Annotated in this window: 15 protein-coding genes; 8 read left to right on the top strand and 7 right to left on the bottom strand. The window is 55.0% G+C overall.

Translation table 11 applies throughout. From position 1 onward, the window contains the following. Positions 1 to 154 precede the first annotated feature (154 nt). From argH to argC, 3 genes are all read right to left on the bottom strand, one after another. Entirely contained in the window at positions 155 to 1,531 is a 1,377-nt protein-coding gene (gene argH / locus NBA72_RS20700) for an argininosuccinate lyase (protein ID WP_010835126.1), read from the bottom strand. 117 nt (positions 1,532 to 1,648) lie between these two features. Next, positions 1,649 to 2,425, bottom strand: a complete 777-nt coding sequence (argB, locus tag NBA72_RS20695; protein WP_001575262.1) for an acetylglutamate kinase — start codon at positions 2,423 to 2,425, stop codon at positions 1,649 to 1,651. 7 nt (positions 2,426 to 2,432) lie between these two features. Beyond that, positions 2,433 to 3,437, bottom strand: a complete 1,005-nt coding sequence (gene argC, locus NBA72_RS20690; protein WP_000935332.1) for an N-acetyl-gamma-glutamyl-phosphate reductase — start codon at positions 3,435 to 3,437, stop codon at positions 2,433 to 2,435. Between the two features lie 88 nt (positions 3,438 to 3,525). Between argC and argE the strand changes: the two genes are divergently transcribed. From argE to NBA72_RS20655, 7 genes are all read left to right on the top strand, one after another. Beyond that, positions 3,526 to 4,677, top strand: a complete 1,152-nt coding sequence (argE, locus tag NBA72_RS20685) for an acetylornithine deacetylase (protein ID WP_000800208.1) — start codon at positions 3,526 to 3,528, stop codon at positions 4,675 to 4,677. A 391-nt stretch (positions 4,678 to 5,068) separates the two neighbouring features. Next, positions 5,069 to 7,720 carry a phosphoenolpyruvate carboxylase gene (gene ppc, locus NBA72_RS20680; RefSeq protein WP_001005548.1) on the top strand — a complete coding sequence of 884 codons (2,652 nt, stop codon included), beginning with the start codon at positions 5,069 to 5,071 and terminating at the stop codon, positions 7,718 to 7,720. Positions 7,721 to 7,930: 210 nt separating this feature from the next. After that, positions 7,931 to 9,664, top strand: coding sequence for a phosphoethanolamine transferase CptA (locus NBA72_RS20675; protein WP_001192092.1), 1,734 nt, complete (start codon positions 7,931 to 7,933; stop codon positions 9,662 to 9,664). A gap of 160 nt (positions 9,665 to 9,824) precedes the next feature. Next, entirely contained in the window at positions 9,825 to 10,661 is an 837-nt protein-coding gene (locus NBA72_RS20670; RefSeq protein WP_000274595.1) for a helix-turn-helix transcriptional regulator, read from the top strand. Positions 10,662 to 10,915: 254 nt separating this feature from the next. Then, positions 10,916 to 11,578, top strand: coding sequence for a fructose-6-phosphate aldolase (fsa, locus tag NBA72_RS20665; protein ID WP_000424866.1), 663 nt, complete (start codon positions 10,916 to 10,918; stop codon positions 11,576 to 11,578). A gap of 11 nt (positions 11,579 to 11,589) precedes the next feature. Then, positions 11,590 to 12,693 carry a bifunctional L-1,2-propanediol dehydrogenase/glycerol dehydrogenase gene (gene gldA / locus NBA72_RS20660; protein ID WP_000374041.1) on the top strand — a complete coding sequence of 368 codons (1,104 nt, stop codon included), beginning with the start codon at positions 11,590 to 11,592 and terminating at the stop codon, positions 12,691 to 12,693. Positions 12,694 to 12,951: 258 nt separating this feature from the next. Beyond that, positions 12,952 to 13,575 carry a DUF1287 domain-containing protein gene (locus tag NBA72_RS20655; RefSeq protein ID WP_000666688.1) on the top strand — a complete coding sequence of 208 codons (624 nt, stop codon included), beginning with the start codon at positions 12,952 to 12,954 and terminating at the stop codon, positions 13,573 to 13,575. Positions 13,576 to 13,632: 57 nt separating this feature from the next. Here NBA72_RS20655 and katG read toward each other — a convergent pair whose 3' ends face one another. Together katG and metF are read right to left on the bottom strand one after the other, a co-directional pair. Beyond that, the gene (katG, locus tag NBA72_RS20650; protein WP_042948964.1) at positions 13,633 to 15,813 is read right to left on the bottom strand and encodes a catalase/peroxidase HPI; all 2,181 of its coding nucleotides are present in this window, start codon (positions 15,811 to 15,813) and stop codon (positions 13,633 to 13,635) included. Positions 15,814 to 15,977: 164 nt separating this feature from the next. Continuing rightward, positions 15,978 to 16,868, bottom strand: coding sequence for a methylenetetrahydrofolate reductase (metF, locus tag NBA72_RS20645; protein WP_042948963.1), 891 nt, complete (start codon positions 16,866 to 16,868; stop codon positions 15,978 to 15,980). 278 nt (positions 16,869 to 17,146) lie between these two features. Here metF and NBA72_RS20640 point away from each other — a divergent pair, with 278 nt between their 5' ends. Beyond that, positions 17,147 to 18,628, top strand: a complete 1,482-nt coding sequence (locus NBA72_RS20640) for a PLP-dependent aminotransferase family protein (protein WP_042948962.1) — start codon at positions 17,147 to 17,149, stop codon at positions 18,626 to 18,628. On the opposite strand, the gene NBA72_RS20635 is transcribed toward NBA72_RS20640, so the two are convergent. After that, positions 18,573 to 19,679: an alanine racemase gene (locus NBA72_RS20635; RefSeq protein WP_023203595.1), complete on the bottom strand. Its 1,107-nt coding sequence runs from the start codon at positions 19,677 to 19,679 to the stop codon at positions 18,573 to 18,575. The genes NBA72_RS20640 and NBA72_RS20635 overlap by 56 nt on opposite strands. Next, entirely contained in the window at positions 19,676 to 20,914 is a 1,239-nt protein-coding gene (locus NBA72_RS20630; protein WP_000609327.1) for a serine hydroxymethyltransferase, read from the bottom strand. The genes NBA72_RS20635 and NBA72_RS20630 overlap by 4 nt, the downstream gene beginning before the upstream one ends. Positions 20,915 to 20,990: the final 76 nt, after the last annotated feature.

Here is a 20,990-nt window from a genome sequence, read left to right as displayed (position 1 = left end):
CCGCCCGTTTAGAGGGTATCTCTCGAACCCGAAATAACTAAAGCCAACGTGAACTTTTGCGGACCTCTGGTCCGCTTTTTTTTTGCGTAAAAAAGCCCGGCGTCGCTGATGCTCGGCCGGGCAGTATTACCTGATGGCGCTACGCTTATAAGGCCTACAACGCGAGGCGCGCCTTCGCATCGTCGATGGCCTGCGCCACCTGCTGTGGAGAAACGCCGCCTTTTGCCGCCCGTTTATCCAGACACGACTGCAAAGACAATATCGGATACACATCGTCGCCAATCACGCGGCTGAATTTCTGTAAATCGGCCAGCGGCAACGCTTCCAGCGGCTTACCCTGGCGAATGGCTTCTACCACCGCTTCGCCGACAATATGGTGCGCTTCGCGGAACGGCACGCCTTTCGCGACCAGGTAATCCGCCAGCTCCGTGGCGTTGGCATACCCCTGTTGCGCCGCGTCCTGACAACGTGGGCGTTTCACCTGAATACCGTCCAGCACCAACGCCGCCATATGCAGGCAGTCAAGCCAGGTATCGAGCGCATCGAACAGCCCTTCTTTGTCTTCCTGCATATCTTTGTTATACGCCAGCGGCAGACCTTTTAAGGTCATCATCATGCCGGTTAGCGCCCCTTGTACGCGACCGCACTTACCGCGAATCAGCTCCAGCGCGTCCGGGTTTTTCTTCTGCGGCATTAACGATGAACCGGAAGTCACGCGGTCAGAAAGCTCTACAAAACCCGCTTCACCAGAATTAAAGAAAATCAGATCTTCCGCGAAGCGTGACAGATGCACCATGCCGATAGCCGCATCAGAAAGCAATTCCAGTACGTGGTCACGATCGGACACGCTGTCCAGGCTGTTGCGGGTCGCAGACGCAAAGCCCAGCCAGCCTGCCAATTGTTCACGGTCAATTTCATAGGCCGTTCCCGCCAACGCGCCGCAACCTAGCGGACTCACGTCCAGACGTTTAAGCGTGTCCTGCAGGCGGCTTTCATCGCGCGCCAGCATTTCGACATACGCGAGACACCAGTGGGCGAAAGTCACTGGCTGCGCGCGTTGCAGATGGGTATATCCCGGCATTACCGCGTCCTGGTTCGCCTGCGCGGTTTCCACCAGCGCGCTCTGTAGCTGGCGGTTAGCGGTAAGCAGTTCCCTCACCGTCTCTTTGCACCACAGTTTCAGGTCCGTCGCCACCTGATCGTTACGGCTGCGCCCGGTGTGCAGCTTTTTACCCAACTGACCCACTTTGTCGATGAGCTTACCTTCCACCCAGCTATGGATATCTTCCGCATCGCTTTGCAGGATTTGCTGCGGATTCGCGCGAACCTCTTCCAGCAGCACGTTCAGCGCTTCTTCCAACTGTCGTTGCTCATCGGCAGTCAGTACGCCTACCGTGACCAATGCTTTGGACCAGGCCACAGAACCGACAATATCCTGCTCCGCCAGACGGTAATCGAAGCGCAACGAATCATTGAATTGTTTAAACCGCTGGTCTGCCGCCTGTGTAAAACGCCCACCCCAAAGTGCCATAATAGACTTCCTTAAATTCTTCGAATTTCACTGCCGGATAGCGCTACGCTTATCCGGCTTACAATTTCTGTTCACGCAGGCCCGATAAGGCGCAGCCGCCATCGGGCGAACAAATAGTTAAGCCAGAATACGCGTGCCAATCGGCGTGCCGTTAAACAGTGCAGGCAATTGTTCCGCATGACGCCAGGAAGCAATATCCACCGGGCGACCCAGCGCCCGCGCAGCATCGAGAGCCGCATTCACTTTCACAATCATCCCGTCGGTAATAATGCCCTGGTCGATAAGCTGCTCGGCTTTGGACGCCGTCATTTCGGCGATACGCTGGCCTTTGCCGTCCAGAATACCGCTCACGTCAGAAAGCAGGATCAGATCGGCCCCCAGCGTCGCCGCCAGCGCGGTTGCCGCCTGATCGGCGTTGACGTTCATCAGTTGGCCGTCGTCTGTTACGCCAATGGAGCTGACAACCGGCAGAAAGCCGTTTTCCAGCAGCATGTTAATCAGCTTCGGCGACCCCGGCTGCGCCAGCCCGACGTGGCCTAACGCTTCATCGAGTTGGGTCACGTTTACGCTATCGCCATCGCCCAGAAACAGACCAACAGAGGCGATATGGTGTTTCTTCGCCCAGGCCAGCAGAGTTTTGTTAGCGGTTCCCGCCAGCGCGCCGGTAATGATGCCAATCTGATCGGCAGGCGTCACGCGCAGGCCGTCTTTCTTTTTCACTGGCAAATTCAGCCCTTTCATCAGCTCATCCACCACGCAACCGCCGCCGTGAACAATCACCAGCGGACGCTGATGGGACTCACGATAGTTGACCAGCGCGGTAAAAAGACGTTCCAGAGCCTCTTCGCTATCCAGTAATACGCCACCCAGCTTGATAATTAATGGATTCATCATTTCACCCTTAAATAAGAGACTGCGTTTCAGCGAAGCCAAAACGAATATTAGCGCACTGCACCGCCTGCGCCGCTGCGCCTTTCAACAAGTTGTCTTCGGTTGCCACCACAATCAGATGTTCGCCCTGGACGGCAAAACCAATATCGCAGAACGGCAGCCCGACGACGTTCTTTAACGCCGGAACGCCTTTGTCATACAGGCGCACCAGCGGTTTGTCGCCATAGGCTTTTTGCAACACGTCGGCGACCTGCGCATGGGTTACTCCCGCTTTCAGGCGGCAGGTAATGGTTTCCAGAATCCCGCGCGGAAAATTCCCCAGATGCGGGGTGAAGATGACCTCCGCGCCCAGATGGGCGGCGATTTCCGGCTGATGACGATGCGTAAACACGCCATACGGTTGCAAACTCACTTCACAGAAACTGTTCGATATTGCCGCTTTGCGCCCCGCGCCGCTCACCCCGCTGGTGGCATTAATTACCGGCCACTGCGTCAGATCCAGAAGCCCGCCGTCAATCAGCGGTTTTAGCGACAACTGCGCTGCGGTTGGATAGCAACCAGGAACCGCAATCAGATTCGCCGTGTTCAGTTTATCGGCATTCCACTCCGCCAGACCGTACACCGCCTGCTCCAGCAGCTCAGGATACTGATGAGTAAATCCGTAGTACTTTTCATAGAAGGCGCGATCGTTTACCCGAAACGCGCCGGAAAGATCGAATACGACGCATCCGGCCTGTAAAAATTGCGGCGCCAGATCGTGGCTCACTTCATGCGCTGTCGCCAGGAACACCACATCAACATCTGCGCTAAAGTCACGTACATCCGACATCGGTTGCAATGGCAGGTCGACAATCCCTTTTAACTGCGGATGTAAATCAGAAATTAACTTTCCTGCATCATTGCTTTGCGCTGAGACGGTCAAAGCGGTTATGGTCATATGTGGGTGGCGATTTACGTAGCTTACAAGCTCTGCGCCCGCATAACCGCTAGCGCCTACAATCAGCGTATTCAACATCGGGTTCCTTTATGCTCAACGTTAATGTATTTTTATTCATAATTAATGCATGAATATTGATACTATCATGACCTGAGGTGTGTCAACAATGAAAAACGTTTTACCGCCATTTATCGAGATTTACCGCGCTCTGATTGCCACACCGTCGATAAGCGCAACCGAAGAATCCCTGGATCAAAGTAATGCGTCTTTAATCACTTTGCTTGCAGGCTGGTTCAGCGATCTTGGTTTCAACGTAGAGGTTCAACCGGTTCCAGGAACGCGAAACAAATTTAATATGCTCGCCAGCACCGGACATGGCGCGGGCGGTTTGCTGCTGACCGGCCATACCGACACGGTTCCCTTTGATGACGGACGCTGGACGCGCGACCCGTTCACGCTGACCGAGCATGACAATAAGCTCTATGGCCTGGGCACTGCGGATATGAAAGGCTTCTTCGCTTTTATTCTGGACGCGCTACGTGACGTTGACGTCACAAAGTTGAAAAAGCCGCTCTACATTCTGGCGACCGCCGATGAAGAGACCAGCATGGCGGGGGCGCGTTATTTTTCCGAAACCACGGCATTACGTCCGGACTGCGCGATCATTGGCGAACCGACGTCGTTGCAACCGATACGCGCGCACAAAGGGCATATCTCTAATGTCGTTCGCGTCCTGGGGCAGTCCGGTCATTCCAGCGACCCGGCGCGTGGGGTTAACGCCATTGAACTGATGCACGATGCGATTGGCCATATCATGCAACTGCGTGACTCGCTGAAAGCGCGGTATCACTACGAGGCGTTTACCGTTCCGTATCCAACGCTGAATCTGGGCCATATCCACGGCGGCGATGCCTCAAACCGTATCTGCGCCTGCTGCGAATTGCATATGGATATTCGTCCACTGCCGGGCATGACGTTAAACGACCTTAATGGACTGCTTAACGACGCGCTGGCCCCGGTAAGCGAACGCTGGCCGGGCCGCCTGACGGTGGCGGAATTACATCCGCCGATTCCAGGTTATGAGTGTCCACCGGACCACCAACTGGTTGAAGTAGTAGAAAAACTGTTGGGAACGAAAACCGACGTGGTGAACTACTGTACTGAAGCGCCGTTTATGCAGACATTATGCCCAACGCTGGTGCTTGGTCCGGGCTCAATTAATCAGGCGCATCAGCCGGATGAATATCTCGAAACGCGTTTTATTAAGCCAACCCGGGAATTGATTACCCAGGTAGTACACCATTTTTGCTGGCATTAATGCATATTGCCCGGTGACGTGATGTTTACCGGGCCTACCCCGTCTTGTAGGCCGGATAAGCGCAGCGCCATCCGGCGTCTCTACGCCACATGTTCATAAGCATTTCTTATTTGGCACGATGCGAATTAACTTTAATAAATTACCGCCATTTTTTCGTTTGCTGAACCGATTTCGCAGTAATTGACGCCACGGGTTTTACGTGGCTTTATAAAGATGAGAAGTGATGTGAAAAAGCTTGGTCCGAAAGATTTCGCGTTGCGGCAAGACGGCAAACGAGCACATCCCAGGGAGCTTACATAAGTAAGTGACCTGGGTGGGAGAGCGCAGCCAACGCCGCCGCAGCGTGAAAGATGCAGGACAATTACAACAGAGATGGGGTGTCTGGGATCATATGAACGAACAATATTCCGCGTTGCGTAGTAATGTCAGTATGCTCGGCAAGGTGCTGGGAGAAACCATCAAGGATGCGCTGGGAGAACACATTCTTGATCGCGTAGAAACAATCCGTAAGCTATCCAAATCTTCACGCGCCGGCAATGAAGCTAATCGCCAGGAGCTGCTCACCACGCTACAAAATTTGTCTAATGACGAGCTGCTGCCAGTTGCGCGCGCGTTTAGTCAGTTCCTGAACCTGGCCAATACTGCCGAGCAATACCACAGCATTTCGCCAAAAGGCGAAGCCGCCAGCAACCCGGAAGTGATTGCCCGCACTCTGCGCAAACTGAAAAACCAACCGGACCTCAACGACGCAACCATCAAAAAAGCGGTAGAGTCGCTGTCTCTGGAGTTGGTGTTAACCGCCCATCCGACAGAAATTACCCGCCGTACGCTTATTCACAAGATGGGTGAAATCAATAACTGTCTGAAACAGCTTGATAATACCGATATCGCCGACTACGAACGCCACCAGGTGATGCGTCGCCTGCGCCAGTTGATTGCCCAATCCTGGCATACGGATGAGATCCGCAAGCAGCGCCCAAGCCCGGTGGATGAAGCCAAATGGGGCTTCGCCGTGGTTGAGAACAGCCTGTGGCAGGGCGTACCTAACTATCTGCGTGAACTGAACGAACAGCTGGAAGAAAATCTCGGCTACAAATTGCCGGTGGATTTTGTGCCGGTACGTTTTACCTCCTGGATGGGCGGCGACCGTGACGGCAACCCGAACGTGACGGCGGATATCACCCGCCACGTGCTCTTGTTAAGCCGCTGGAAAGCCACCGATCTGTTCCTGAAAGACATTCATGTTCTGGTATCAGAACTGTCGATGGTCGACGCCACGCCGGAGCTGCTGGCGTTAGTGGGCGAAGAAGGCGCGTCTGAGCCGTATCGCTACCTGATGAAAAAATTACGCGCCCGTCTGATGGCGACCCAGTCCTGGCTGGAAGCGCGTCTGAAAGGCGAGAAGCTGCCCAAACCGGCTGGCCTGCTGACGCAAAACGAGCAGCTCTGGGAACCTCTGTACGCCTGCTACCAGTCGTTACAGGCCTGCGGCATGGGCATTATCGCCAACGGCGAGTTACTCGACACGCTCCGCCGCGTGAAGTGTTTCGGCGTACCGCTGGTGCGTATTGATATCCGTCAGGAGAGCACCCGCCATACCGAAGCGCTGGGCGAAATTACCCGCTACCTTGGTATTGGCGACTACGAAAGCTGGTCGGAAGCCGACAAGCAAGCCTTCCTGATCCGCGAACTGAACTCCAAACGTCCGCTGCTGCCGCGTAACTGGGAGCCGAGCAACGATACCCGCGAAGTGCTTGAAACCTGCAAGGTTATTGCCGAAGCGCCAAAGGGGTCGATCGCCGCCTACGTAATTTCAATGGCGAAAACGCCGTCTGATGTGCTGGCTGTGCATCTGCTGCTGAAAGAGGCAGGTATCGGCTTTGCCATGCCGGTCGCGCCGCTGTTTGAAACCCTCGACGACCTGAACAACGCCGACGACGTGATGACCCAGTTGTTGAATATCGACTGGTATCGCGGGCTGATTCAGGGTAAGCAGATGGTCATGATCGGCTACTCCGACTCGGCGAAAGACGCCGGCGTTATGGCCGCGTCATGGGCGCAGTATCAGGCGCAGGACGCTCTGATCAAAACTTGTGAAAAAGCTGGCATCGAGCTCACCCTCTTCCACGGCCGCGGCGGCTCTATTGGCCGTGGCGGCGCGCCAGCCCACGCGGCGCTGCTTTCGCAACCGCCAGGCAGTCTGAAAGGCGGCCTGCGCGTGACCGAGCAGGGCGAGATGATCCGCTTCAAATACGGCCTGCCGGAAGTCACCGTCAGCAGCCTGTCGCTCTACACCAGCGCAATTCTGGAAGCAAACCTGCTGCCGCCGCCGGAACCGAAAGACAGCTGGCGTCATATTATGGATGAGCTTTCCGTCATCTCCTGTGAAACCTACCGCGGCTACGTGCGCGAAAATAAAGACTTTGTACCGTACTTCCGCTCCGCGACGCCGGAACAAGAGCTGGGCAAATTGCCGCTCGGCTCACGTCCGGCAAAACGTCGTCCAACTGGCGGCGTCGAATCGCTGCGCGCGATTCCGTGGATCTTCGCCTGGACGCAAAACCGCCTGATGCTGCCAGCCTGGCTGGGCGCGGGTACTGCGCTGCAAAAAGTGGTGGAAGACGGTAAACAAAGCGAACTGGAAGCCATGTGCCGCGACTGGCCGTTCTTCTCCACGCGTCTTGGGATGCTGGAAATGGTGTTCTCAAAAGCCGACCTGTGGCTGGCCGACTATTACGATCAGCGTCTGGTGGCGAAAACGCTATGGCCGCTGGGCAAAGAGCTACGAGACCTGCTGGAAGAAGACATTAAAGTGGTGCTGGCGATTGCCAACGATTCGCACCTGATGGCCGACTTACCGTGGATTGCGGAGTCCATTCAGTTAAGAAACGTTTATACCGATCCATTAAACGTGTTGCAGGCCGAGTTGCTGTATCGTTCCCGTCTGACTGAAGAGCAGGGCAAATCGCCCGATCCTCGCGTCGAACAGGCGTTGATGGTCACGATTGCGGGCGTCGCCGCCGGTATGCGCAACACCGGCTAACGCCAAAAGAAAGCCGCCCTCACGCAGTTATGTGGGGGCGGCATGAAATACTGCTGTTATCCTCGTCATTTTTTCAATATATTCCTGTCTGCATTTTATGCATTTATAAATCTTTCTTAGCAAAACGTGCGGCATAAAGCAGGTTTGCTTCAGATTCTTTTAAGGTTCAGGCGTTACGTTTGGCGCTACGATTAAAGACAGGCTCTCATTATGCAATCCACATTACTCCAGACTAAACCCGCGTTTAGCTGGAAAGCCCTGGGCTGGGCACTGCTCTACTTTTGGTTCTTTTCCACCCTCCTGCAGGCCATTATTTATCTCACCGGATACAGTGGGACAAACGGTCTGCGGGATTCGCTACTGTACAGCTCACTGTGGCTGATCCCGGTCTTTCTGTTTCCAGGCCGCATCCGGGTTATTGCTGCCGTTATTGGCGTCGTACTTTGGGCCGCCTCGCTGGCGGCGCTGAGCTATTACGTAATCTACGGGCAGGAGTTCTCGCAAAGCGTGCTGTTTGTGATGTTTGAAACCAACGCTAATGAAGCCAGCGAATATTTAAGCCAATATTTCAGTCTGAAAATTGTTCTTGTCGCGCTGGCTTATACGGTGGCGGCGATTTTGCTGTGGACACGTCTGCGCCCGGTTTATATTCCATCCCCCTGGCGTTATCTGGTGTCGTTTGCCCTGCTGTACGGGCTGATCCTCCATCCCATCGCGATGAATACCTTTATCAAGCATAAGTCGATGGAGAAAACGCTGGATAGCCTGGCGTCACGAATGGAACCCGCCGCGCCGTGGCAATTTATTACTGGCTACTATCAGTACCGTTTACAGCTCGCCTCGCTGAATAAACTGCTGAATGAAAACGATGCCCTGCCGCCGCTGGCTAACTTCCAGGACCACTCCGGCGATGCGCCGCGCACGCTGGTACTGGTGATTGGCGAATCGACCCAGCGTGGTCGTATGAGTCTGTACGGTTATCCGCGCGAAACCACGCCGGAACTGGACGCGCTGCATAAAACCGACCCCGGGCTGACCGTGTTTAATAACGTGGTAACTTCGCGACCATACACCATTGAGATTCTGCAACAGGCGCTAACGTTCGCGGACGAAAAGAACCCGGACTGGTATCTGACGAAGCCATCGCTGATGAATATGATGAAACAGGCCGGGTATAAAACCTTCTGGATCACTAACCAGCAGACGATGACGGCGCGTAATACCATGCTAACCGTGTTCTCTAAGCAGACTGATAAGCAGTTCTATATGAACCAGCAGCGCACTCAAAGCGCACGCGAATATGACAGCAACGTGCTGGCGCCGTTTAAAGCGGTGTTAGCCGACCCGGCGCCGAAAAAATTCATTATTGTGCATCTGCTGGGAACGCATATTAAATACAAGTTCCGCTATCCAGAAAACCAGGGCAAGTTTGATGGTAAAACCGACCATGTTCCGCCGGGATTAAGCAGCGACGAACTGGAATCGTATAACGATTACGATAACGCGAACCTGTATAACGACTATGTTGTCGCCAGCCTGATTAAGGACTATAAAGCGACCGATCCGAACGGTTTCCTACTCTACTTCTCCGACCACGGTGAAGAAGTGTATGACACGCCGCCGCATAAGACGCAGGGACGAAACGAAGATTCGCCAACCCGTCATATGTATACGGTGCCGTTCCTGCTGTGGACCTCAGAGAAATGGCAGGCGGCGCATCCGCGCGACTTCTCACAGGATGTCGATCGTAAGTACAGCAGTTCCGAGCTTATCCATACCTGGTCGGACTTAGCGGGCCTGACCTATGATGGCTACGACCCGACGCGTTCCATCACCAACCCGCAGTTCAAAGAGACCACGCGCTGGATTGGCAACCCGTATAAGAAAAACGCGCTGATTGATTATGATACGTTGCCGTATGGCGATCAGGTCGGTAATCAATAGCCTGTATGCTGCCCGATAACGCTAACGCTTATCGGGCCTGGCGTTCTTCTCTCCCGTAGTCCGGATAAGGCGCAAAGCGCCGCTATCCGGCAATAATCGCTTGAGGACATCGGTTTTCGACGTTACTGTTTCCTCTGTTTGCGATCGGCAGGGGATTATCATGTATCACGACGTCAGCCACCTTCTCTCCCGTCTCATCAACGGCCCGCTGCCGCTGCGCCAGATTTATTTTGCCAGCGCCAGCGGCCCAGCGCCGGAACTGGCGTACCAGGTGGATTTTCCGCGGCTGGAGATTGTGCTTGAGGGCGAGCTTACTGACATGAGCATTACCGCCCCGCTCATTCCTTGCGATGTTCTCTACGTTCCGGCTGGCGGCTGGAACATCCCGCAGTGGCAAACGCCCGTCACCACCCTGAGCATTCTGTTTGGCAAACAGCAGTTAGGTTTCAGCGTGGTCCACTGGGACGGTCAGCAGCATCAAAACCTCACGAAACAGCACGTTGCGCGCCGCGGCCCGCGTATCGGCTCTTTCCTGTTACAAACGCTTAATGAGATGCAGATGCAGCCGCAAGAGCAGCAAACGGCCAGATTGATTGTCGCCAGCCTACTAAGCCATTGCCGCGATCTGCTCGGCAGCCAAATCCAGACCGCCTCCCGCAGCCGCGCGCTTTTTGAAGCCATTCGGGAGTATATTGATGAACGCTACGCCGCGCCGTTGACGCGCGAATCGGTAGCACAGGCGTTTTATATCTCGCCAAATTACCTCTCGCACCTGTTCCAGAAAACGGGAGCCATCGGCTTTAACGAATACCTGAACCATACGCGACTGGAACACGCCAAAACGTTGCTGAAGGGTTATGACCTGAAAGTGAAAGAGGTGGCGCACCGCTGCGGCTTTGTCGACAGTAACTATTTCTGCCGCCTGTTTCGCAAAAATACGGAACGTTCGCCGTCGGAGTATCGCCGCCAGTATCACAGCCAGCTAACGGAGAAATAATCCACACGCCAGTAAAGAGAATACAGTAGATAAAACGCGCATTTACTGGATTATTGTAATATCAATGCAAAAACCTCACTCCCCCACATGGCATACAACAGCACGTTATACGTTAATCATCACCAACTTGTGAAGTAAATCACACTTTACCAAGAGCATCACATTTGTCCAGTTTTTGGCAGATTTGTCACATAGCGCATCCGGGGCACGCTCCTTTATCCTGTCCATAACGAAAACTCACGAAGAGAAAGACTATGGAACTCTATCTGGATACCGCTAACGTGGCGGAAGTTGAACGTCTGGCGCGCATTTTCCCGATTGCCGGCGTCACCACCAATCCAAGCATTGTGGCAGCCAGCAAAGAATCTATCTGGGATGTGCTGCCCAGGCTGCAAAACGCCATCGGCGAAGAAGGCACTTTATTTGCGCAGACCATGAGCCGCGACGCGAAAGGGATGGTGGAAGAAGCCAAACGACTGAATAACGCCATCCCCGGCATTGTGGTGAAAATTCCGGTGACCGCCGAAGGTCTTGCAGCGATTAAATTGCTGAAAAAAGAAGGCATCGTGACGCTGGGCACCGCCGTCTACAGCGCGTCGCAGGGCCTGCTGGCGGCGCTGGCGGGCGCAAAATATGTCGCTCCCTACGTCAACCGCGTTGATGCGCAGGGCGGCGATGGCATTCGTATGGTTCAGGAGCTGCAAACGCTACTGGAACATCACGCTCCCGACAGCATGGTGCTGGCGGCCAGCTTTAAAACACCGCGGCAGGCGCTGGATTGCTTACTGGCAGGTTGCCAGGCGATTACCCTTCCTTTAGATGTAGCGCAACAAATGCTCAATACGCCTGCGGTAGAGTCAGCAATAGAGAAGTTTGAGCAAGACTGGAAAAACGCTTTTGGTAATCTGAACCTGTAGGAGAGAAATGTATGGATCGCATTATTCAGTCACCAGGTAAGTATATTCAGGGTGCAAACGTCATCGCGCGTCTTGGCGATTATTTAAAACCAATGGCGAACAACTGGCTGGTTGTGGGCGATAAATTCGTGCTGGGATTTGCCGAAGAGACGCTGCGCAAAAGCCTGACGGGTGCCGGTTTGTCAGTAGAAATCGCCCCGTTTGGCGGCGAATGTTCGCAAAATGAGATCGACAGGCTGCGCGCCGTCGCCGAGAAAAGTCAGTGTGGCGCCGTACTGGGTATCGGCGGCGGTAAAACGCTGGATACCGCCAAAGCGCTGGCGCATTTTATGAACGTCCCGGTCGCTATCGCGCCGACCATCGCCTCTACTGACGCACCGTGCAGCGCGCTCTCGGTTATTTATACCGATGCCGGTGAGTTTGACCGTTATCTGCTGCTGCCGCATAACCCGAATATGGTCATTGTCGATACGCAGATAGTGGCGGGCGCGCCGGCGCGTCTGCTGGCAGCCGGTATCGGCGATGCGCTGGCGACCTGGTTTGAAGCGCGCGCCTGCTCACGCAGCGGCGCCACCACAATGGCGGGCGGCAAGTGTACACAGGCCGCGCTGGCGCTGGCGGAGCTATGCTATAACACGCTGATCGAAGAAGGCGAAAAAGCCATGTTGGCCGCCGAACAGCACGTCGTCACGCCAGCGCTGGAACGCGTCATCGAAGCCAACACCTACCTGAGCGGGGTCGGTTTTGAAAGCGGCGGTCTGGCCGCAGCGCACGCGATTCATAACGGTTTAACGGCGATTCCTGATGCGCACCACTATTATCACGGTGAGAAGGTCGCTTTCGGTACGCTGACGCAACTGGTGCTGGAAAACGCGCCGGTCGAAGAAATCGAAACCGTTGCGGCGCTGTGCCATTCCGTTGGCCTGCCGATTACGCTGGCGCAACTGGATATTAAACAGGATATCCCGGCCAAAATGCGCACCGTCGCGGAAGCCTCCTGCGCAGAAGGTGAAACTATTCATAACATGCCTGGCGGCGCAACGCCGGATGAAGTGTACGCCGCGCTGCTGGTCGCCGACCAGTACGGTCAACGCTTCTTGCAGGAATGGGAATAAGGTCTGAGCAATACTCCTGACGATAGTCAGGAGTATTTCAGCTTGCTGACACAACAGAATTCATTTGCCGAATATCGACACAGGCGCCTTATCTGGCCTTGTTATCCAATCATCCAGGCCGGGTAAGCGAAGCGCCATCATCAGGTATTCCATAGCCTGGAATCAGTCCATTTTGTCCTGAAATAGACTTTTTTGTCACGCACCATTCTCTCCGCGGAAAGTCAAATGACGTACTGACACACTTCACGGACGAAGAAGATGAAATTCGCACAGGCACTTATCGGTATTCTTGCTGCTTTTTTTATTAGCCATATCTCTCATCATTCGCCACGCTCTGATACCAGACCAATAACCGTTCAGGCGCAAACTAATGCTGCAATCGCCCAAAGTGCCGGGACGCAAATAGGTAAGACGCTATTTTATGATGCTGCCTATGTTCGTCTGGATTATCCGAATGGCGATCTTCCGCTGGAGCGTGGCGTATGTGCAGATGTCGTCATCCGCGCGCTGCGCAGTCAGCAGGTTGATTTACAGAAACGGGTACATGAAGACATGCAGGCGCATTTCTCTGCCTACCCGAATAACTGGAAGCTGAAACGCCCGGACAGCAATATCGACCATCGCCGCGTTCCGAATCTGGAAACCTGGTTCCAGCGTCACAACAAAGCGTTGCCGGTGACAGATAAATATAGCGATTATCAACCGGGAGATATTGTCTCCTGGCGACTGGATAACGGCCTTGCGCATATTGGCGTGGTATCCCTGAACGTCACGCCTGAAGGGGTGCCGCTGGTTGTGCATAACATAGGCGCGGGAGCACAGGAGGAAGATGTATTATTTAACTGGAAAGTAACGGGGCATTTTCGTTATTTTTCGCATTAAACGCGGAAAACGTCAGCGACTACCGAATAGCAGCCGCTGACGAATTAACCTATCAGATTATTGCAGATCGAAACGGTCCAGGTTCATCACTTTCACCCATGCCGCGACGAAGTCCTTCACAAACTTCTCGTGCGCATCGCTACACGCGTAAACTTCCGCCAGCGCGCGCAGTACGGAGTTGGAACCAAACACCAGATCGGCGCGGGTTGCCGTGTATTTTACCTCGCCAGTCAGACGATCACGGCCTTCGAACAGCTCATTAGCGTCGTCGGTGGGCTTCCACTCGTAACGCATATCCAGCAGATTAGCGAAGAAGTCAGTGCTGAGCACGCCCGGTCTGTCAGTAAAGACACCGTTCTGGCTGCCGTCAAAGTTGGTTCCCAGCACACGCATCCCGCCAACCAGTACCGTCATTTCCGGCGCGGTCAACGTTAACTGCTGCGCTTTATCAATCAACAGTGATTCGGTCGTCGACACATCCAGACGCGCACGATAGTTACGGAATCCATCGGCAATCGGTTCAAGCAGCGAGAACATCTCGATGTCGGTCTGATCCTGACGCGCATCCACCCGGCCCGGCGCAAAAGGTACGCTGATGCTGACACCCGCAGCAGCGGCCGCCTGCTCGATACCGACCACGCCCGCCAGCACAATAATATCGGCCAGCGAGGCTTTATTCGTCGTTTTCTGGATCTCTTCTAATACCGGCAGAACGCGAGCCGCAACGGCGTTGACATCCCAGTCGCGCTGAGGCGCTAATGCCAGACGCGCGCCGTTAGCGCCGCCACGCTTATCGCCGCCGCGGAAAGTAGACGCGGATGCCCAGGCAACCGAAACCATCTCGCTAATAGAAAGCCCGGATGCAGCGATCGCCGCTTTCAGGTTGATAATGTCTTCCTGCGTTGGCTGGTAGAGCGGTTGCGGCAACGGGTCCTGCCAGATCAGATCTTCTTTCGGCACTTCCGGTCCGATGTAACGCGCTTTTGGTCCCATATCTCTGTGCGTCAGTTTGAACCAGGCACGAGCAAAGGCTTCATTAAAGGCCTGCGGATCGTTAAGGAAACGACGGGAAATCTTCTCGAACTCCGGATCAAAACGCAGCGTCAGGTCGGTGACCAGCATGGTTGGCTTACGTTTTTTCGACGGATCGAACGGGTCCGGGATGATGTCCGGCGCGTCTACCGCTTCAAACTGGATAGCGCCAGCCGGACTACGGGTTTGTACCCACTCATATTTGAACAGGTTCTCGAAGAAATAGTTGCTCCACTGGGTCGGCGTCTGCGTCCAGACCACTTCCAGCCCGGAGGTGATAGCATCCGCGCCAACGCCGCTACCATAGCTGCTGGCCCAACCTAAGCCCTGCGCTTCAATCGGCGCGGCTTCCGGATCGGCCCCTACATGGGATGCCGCTGCCGCGCCGTGGGTTTTACCGAGGGTATGCCCGCCAGCGATCAACGCCACGGTTTCTTCGTCGTTCATCCCCATATTGCCAAAGGTAGCGCGAATAGCGGCGGCGGCAGAAAGTGGTTCGCCGCTGTGATCCGGCCCTTCCGGATTAACGTAGATAAGGCCCATCTCGGTCGCGCCCAGCGGCGCTTTTGCCAGCGCTTCAGGGTGTCGGTGAGTCAACCAGGCTTTTTCATCGCCCCAGTTCACATCCAGATCCGGTTCCCAGACATCTTCACGCCCGGCGCCGAAACCGAAGGTACGGAAGCCGGAGTTTTCCAGCGCCACGTTACCCGCCAGAATAAACAGGTCGGCCCAGGAAATTTTCTGGCCATATTTCTGCTTAATCGGCCACAACAAACGACGCGCCTTATCCAGGCTGACGTTATCCGGCCAGGAGTTAAGCGGCGCAAAACGCTGTTGACCACGACCCGCGCCGCCACGACCATCAATAGAACGGTAGGTGCCAGCGCCATGCCAGGCCATACGAATAAACAAACCGACATAGCTGCCCCAGTCGGCGGGCCACCACGGTTGTGAATCGGTCAGCAGCGCCTTGAGATCCCCTTTCAGGGCGGAGTAGTCTAACTTGCTAAACTCTTTGCGGTAGTCAAAGTCTTCACCCAGCGGGTTAGAACGGTTGGAATGTTGATTCAAAAGATCCACGCGAAGCTGGTTCGGCCACCAGTCGCGGCTGGCTGTCCCTGCGCCTGCGCTTCGGTCATGCCCCCCATGATGGAAAGGACATTTTCCAGTGGATAACGTGTTATGGGTATCGTCGGTCGTGCTCATATCTCAGCTCCCTTTTAAAGTGTTACCGTTACGATATACACCAGGAGCAAATAGATATAGTTGAATTAATCCACAGATTCGATAGCTAATACCTTTTATATTTTTAGTTACAGAGATGTAGATCAATATGAGGTGTAATAAAGCTCCCGGCAGGGAGCTGGAGGTTATAAACCCGGTCTTACGCCCAGTGTGTGGCAAATGGCATAACTCATTTCCGCACGATTCAACGTGTAGAAGTGGAAATCCTTTACTCCTTCGCGACTTAAAATTTTCACCATGTCCATCGCAATGTTAGCGCCCACCAGCTTGCGGGTTTCTGCGTCATCATCCAGCCCCTCAAACATCAGTGACATCCAGGACGGAATGCGGACATTGGTCATATCGGCAAATTTTTTCGCCTGTTTAAAGTTAGACACCGGTAAAATGCCGGGAATAATTTCTACGTCGATACCGGCAGAAACACAGCGGTCGCGAAAACGCAGGTAGCTTTCCACATCGAAGAAAAATTGGGTTATCGCGCGGTTAGCGCCAGCATCCACTTTACGCTTCAGATTAAGCAGATCGGCCTGCGCGCTTTTCGCTTCCGGATGTACCTCCGGATAGGCCGCTACTGAAATATCGAAATCGGCCACCTCTTTGAGCAAACCAACCAGATCGGCGGCGTACATCTCCGGCTTACCGCTGCCCGGCGACAAATCACCGCGCAAAGCGACAATGTGGCGGATACCGTTATTCCAGTAGTCGCGGGCGATGGTGCGCAGTTCATCGCGCGTGGCGTCAATACAGGTAAGGTGCGGCGCGGCCTCAAGCCCAGTACGCTCTTTAATGCCTTTAATAACGCTATGAGTGCGGTCGCGTTCCCCGGAGTTGGCGCCATACGTTACCGAAACAAACTTCGGTTTCAGACTGCTCAGGCGATCGATGGAGTTCCACAGGGTTTGCTCCATTTCACTGGTGCGCGGCGGGAAAAATTCAAACGAAACGTTAATCTGACCCTGTACTTCCGCCAGGCTCTGATTCAGGGCTTCCCGCTGGTTGGCGTGAAAAAAGCTCATACCTTACCTCATCAATCGCATGTTATTATTTGTTGTGTTGTAAACATCTATCCGTTTAGACGTCCAGATGTAAAAATGACGGAAAAGCGGAAGGACGTCAACTGAAAAATCACGCCAAAGAATGAGGAATATTCAGCAAAGTTGAAAAAACTTCATTCTCCATCATCTTGAGCAATACCTTCTTCATACGGTTCCGGGTGTTCTTCAACACATAAAAAATAAGGCGTAAATGATATGATTCAACGGCTTTGGCGACGCAGGGACGGGGGAACCAGAAGATGAACACAGCGAATTTCGAGTCGATACATATCATGATCGACGCGCAAGTGTGGCGTAACCTGCCGCTGCATCTGCGCCTGTACCACGCTTTTCGTCAGTTGGTCATTTCCGGCGCGCTGGTCGATGGCGCAAAACTGCCGTCCGCTCGCGCGCTGGCGCAGCGGCTTCGCCTGTCCAGAGATACGGTTGAAAATGCCTATTCCCAGCTTCAGCGCGACGGCTTTATGACCCGCAAGCAAGGGGCCGGGAGTTTCGCCAGCCGCCAGGGGATTCCGCATATTCAGGGGCAGCACAACCTGCCGCCATCGCCTCGTCAGACGCCCACACTTAGCGCCCGCTGGCAGACGATTGCCGATCGCGCCGTATCTTTCGATGCCCGCCGGGTACAGACGTTTACGCTCGGCCTTGCGGAAACGCGAAACTTCCCGCAAACCATTTGGCAGAATTTTGCCCGCCAGATCCAGCGAGAGCGGGCGCATACGCTAATGCTGCATGGCGATCCGCAGGGAGAGCCGGAACTGCGCCAGCAAATTGCTCATTATCTCAATTTTGAACGCGGCGCGAAGGTCGACGCGCAGCAGATTGTGATTGTCAGTGGCGCGCGTCAGGCATTCTGGCTATGCGGGCAACTGCTGGCAGAGGCCGGGCAGTCGGTGGTGATGGAAAATCCAGGCTATCCCGGCGCACGTCAGGCATTCTTTGCCGCACAGCTCAACCTTCTTCCCATTGAAGTCGATAGAGACGGTATTCAGGTAGATAAACTGCCGCCTGCGCCGCTGGTTTACGTTACGCCGTCGCACCAGTTTCCCTCCGGTCATTTGCTCTCTCTGGCGCGGCGTCATGCCCTGATTGACTGGGCACAGGCGCATAATGCCTGGATTATCGAAGATGACTACGACAGTGAATTTCACTACAACGGCGCGCCCGTCGCCTGTATGCAGGGGTTAGATCGCGAGCAACGCACGCTATATGTCGGCACCTTCAGCAAAACGCTCTACCCCGGTCTGCGCATTGGTTATCTGGTGGTGCCTGCGTCGCTGGCCGCGCACTTTGCCGCTGCGCGTAATTTGCTTGATGGCGCAACGCCCGCGTTGACCCAATTGACGCTGGCGCGATTTATCGCATCCGGCCATTTTGCCGCCCATATCCGCACCATGCGCAGTATGTACGCGGTGCGGCAGGCGTGCCTGGCGCAGGCCATCAACCAGCATCTTAGTGATTGGGTGACGCCGGTCGTGACGCCCGGAGGATTACAAATGCCCTGCTGGCTGCATGAAGGTATTGACGAACAACAGACCCTTAACGCCGCGCGGCGGGCCGGGTTAAACATCGCCGGGATGCGCCAGTTCTGGCTGACGCACCCCGCGCCCACGGGCTGGCTGCTGGGATTCGCCGCGTTTACCCCCTACGAGATTGAAAATGGAGTCAAGCTTCTGCGGGCTGCATTATGCGCCGAAAACGCCCGCCAAGCCGGGTCATAATCTCATAAGGGATGGTATCGCAGGCGGCGGCAACCTCTTCCAGCGTCTGGCTCACGCCAATAAACTCCACAACATCGCCAGGCGTTGGCATGATGGCGCTGGCGTCCACCATAAAGCTGTCCATGCAAACCCGCCCCAATACCGGTAACCGAACCCCGCGCCAGCACACGCCCGCCGGAGGACGCAAATTACGTGGAATCCCATCAGCGTATCCGGCGGATACCGTGGCGATACGCAGCGGGCGAGTAGTAGTAACCGTACTGCCGTAGCCAATCGGCGTCCCAACTGGCACGTCTTGCACACGCAGAATGCTCAGCGTCAGCGTAAATGCCGGTTTTAACGGCGTTGAAAACCACGGCTGGGCGACGCCGAACAGCGCAACGCCCGGACGGCAGAGATCTTCCCGCCAGGCCGGATGCAGAAACATACCGCAGGAATTTGCCAGCGAATAACGGCTGGTTGGGAATGCCTCTTTTGCCTGCTGGAGTAGCGTATGCTGATAGACATTTAACGCATGATCCGGCCTGTCGGCGTTGGCCAGATGGCTGATGATATAGTCTGGCGCAGCCCAGCCACGCTGGCGAAAAATCGCGGCCAGCCGCGCCAGTTGCTCCGGCGTCACCCCCAGCCGCGACATGCCGGAATCAAGCTGGATCAAGACCGGACGCCGCTGCGACCGCGTCTCCTGTAGCGCCAGCCACGTCATCACCTGGTCAACGGAATTCAACAATGGCGTAATCTGTTGCGCGCAACAAAACGGCATCGCCTGCGGCATGACGCCATTAAGCAACACCACCATCGCGTCAGCCGACAGGATGTTACGTAGCGCCACCCCTTCTGAAAGTTGCGCGACAAAAAAGATCCGGCAATTGGCCGCATACAGGGCTGGCGCAATCGCCTCCGCCCCCAGGCCATAGCCGTTGGCTTTCAGTACTGCGCCGCATTGCGCGGGGGCGACATGGCGCGCCAGCGTTTGATAATTGCCAACGACAGCGGCGAGATCTACACAAAGAACGCCGCACGCCGCCTGAATTTCAGCAAGTTTCATCATTGGTAAGGCAACGGATAGTTGGTGGTTAATTTAGTCACTTTTTGCCGAATATCGGCGCAAATATCTGTAATATTCGGCGTCTTGATGGCAAAAATAATTTCACTGATCCAGTCCGCGATCAGCGTAAAATCATCGGCATTCATTCCGCGGGTGGCGCAGGCTGCGCTGCCAATGCGAATCCCGGAGGTAATCGACGGCGGCTGCGGATCGCCTGGCAGCGTGTTTTTATTGACCGTGATCCCCGCCAGTTCGAGAAAGTATTCCACCTGGGCGCCGGTTAACCCCTGCGGGCGCAGGTCGATAATGCCCAGATGGCAGTCGGTACCGCCCGTTAACAGCGTCAGGCCGCGCTGCGCCAGTTGCTGACACATCGCTTGCGCATTTTCGATTACCTGCCCGGCGTAACGTTTAAATTCAGGCTGTAGCGCTTCGCCAAGCGCCACCGCTTTAGCCGCGATAACGTGCATCAACGGCCCGCCCTGCAAGCCGGGAAAGATGGCGCTGTCGATTTTTTTCGCCAGCCGGGCGTCGTTGGCCAGAATCATGCCGCCACGCGGCCCGCGCAACGTTTTATGCGTGGTGGTGGTAATCACATCGGCATACGCCAGCGGCGAGGGGAAACAGCCGCCCGCCACCAGCCCGGCAAAATGCGCCATATCCACCAGCAGTATCGCGCCGACGGCATCGGCAATGCGGCGAAAGCGGGCAAAATCATAGTGTCGTGGGTAGGCCGATCCCCCGGCGATAATCAGCCGCGGGCGCTCACGCTTCGCGATCGTCTCAACCTCATCCATATCAATAAGACCGCTATGCGCATCGACGCCATAATGAAAGGCGTTAAACCATTTACCGGATTGATTGACCGGCGAACCGTGAGTGAGATGGCCGCCGCATTGCAGGCTCATGCCCAGAATTTTGTCGCCGGGTTTCAGCAGCGCCAGATATACCGCCTGATTCGCCTGGCTGCCGGAGTGAGGCTGCACGTTAACGTAACGCGCGCCGAAAAGTTGCTGCGCGCGGGTTATCGCCAGCATCTCAACCTCATCAATGAACTTACAGCCGCCGTAGTAGCGGTGCTGGTAATAGCCTTCGGCGTATTTATTGGTTAACACCGACCCTTGTGCCGCAAGAACGGCAGGGCTGGCGAAATTCTCCGAGGCAATCAGTTCCAGCGAGTGCTGCTGGCGCTGTTGCTCTTTGTTAAGCAGATCAAAAAGCGGATCGTTGTTTATCATGCGGTTCCCCCGAAAATTCATCATGCGATGATTTTCGCAGGGAAAGTTTCCCCCGCACCCCGCCACTTTTTACGCA

The sequence above is a fragment of the Salmonella sp. NW1250 genome, assembly GCF_051812965.1.
GTDB classification, from domain to species: domain Bacteria; phylum Pseudomonadota; class Gammaproteobacteria; order Enterobacterales; family Enterobacteriaceae; genus Salmonella; species Salmonella enterica.
Note: the sequence above shows the minus strand (reverse complement) of the source record. Positions and strands in the feature narration are given on the sequence as shown.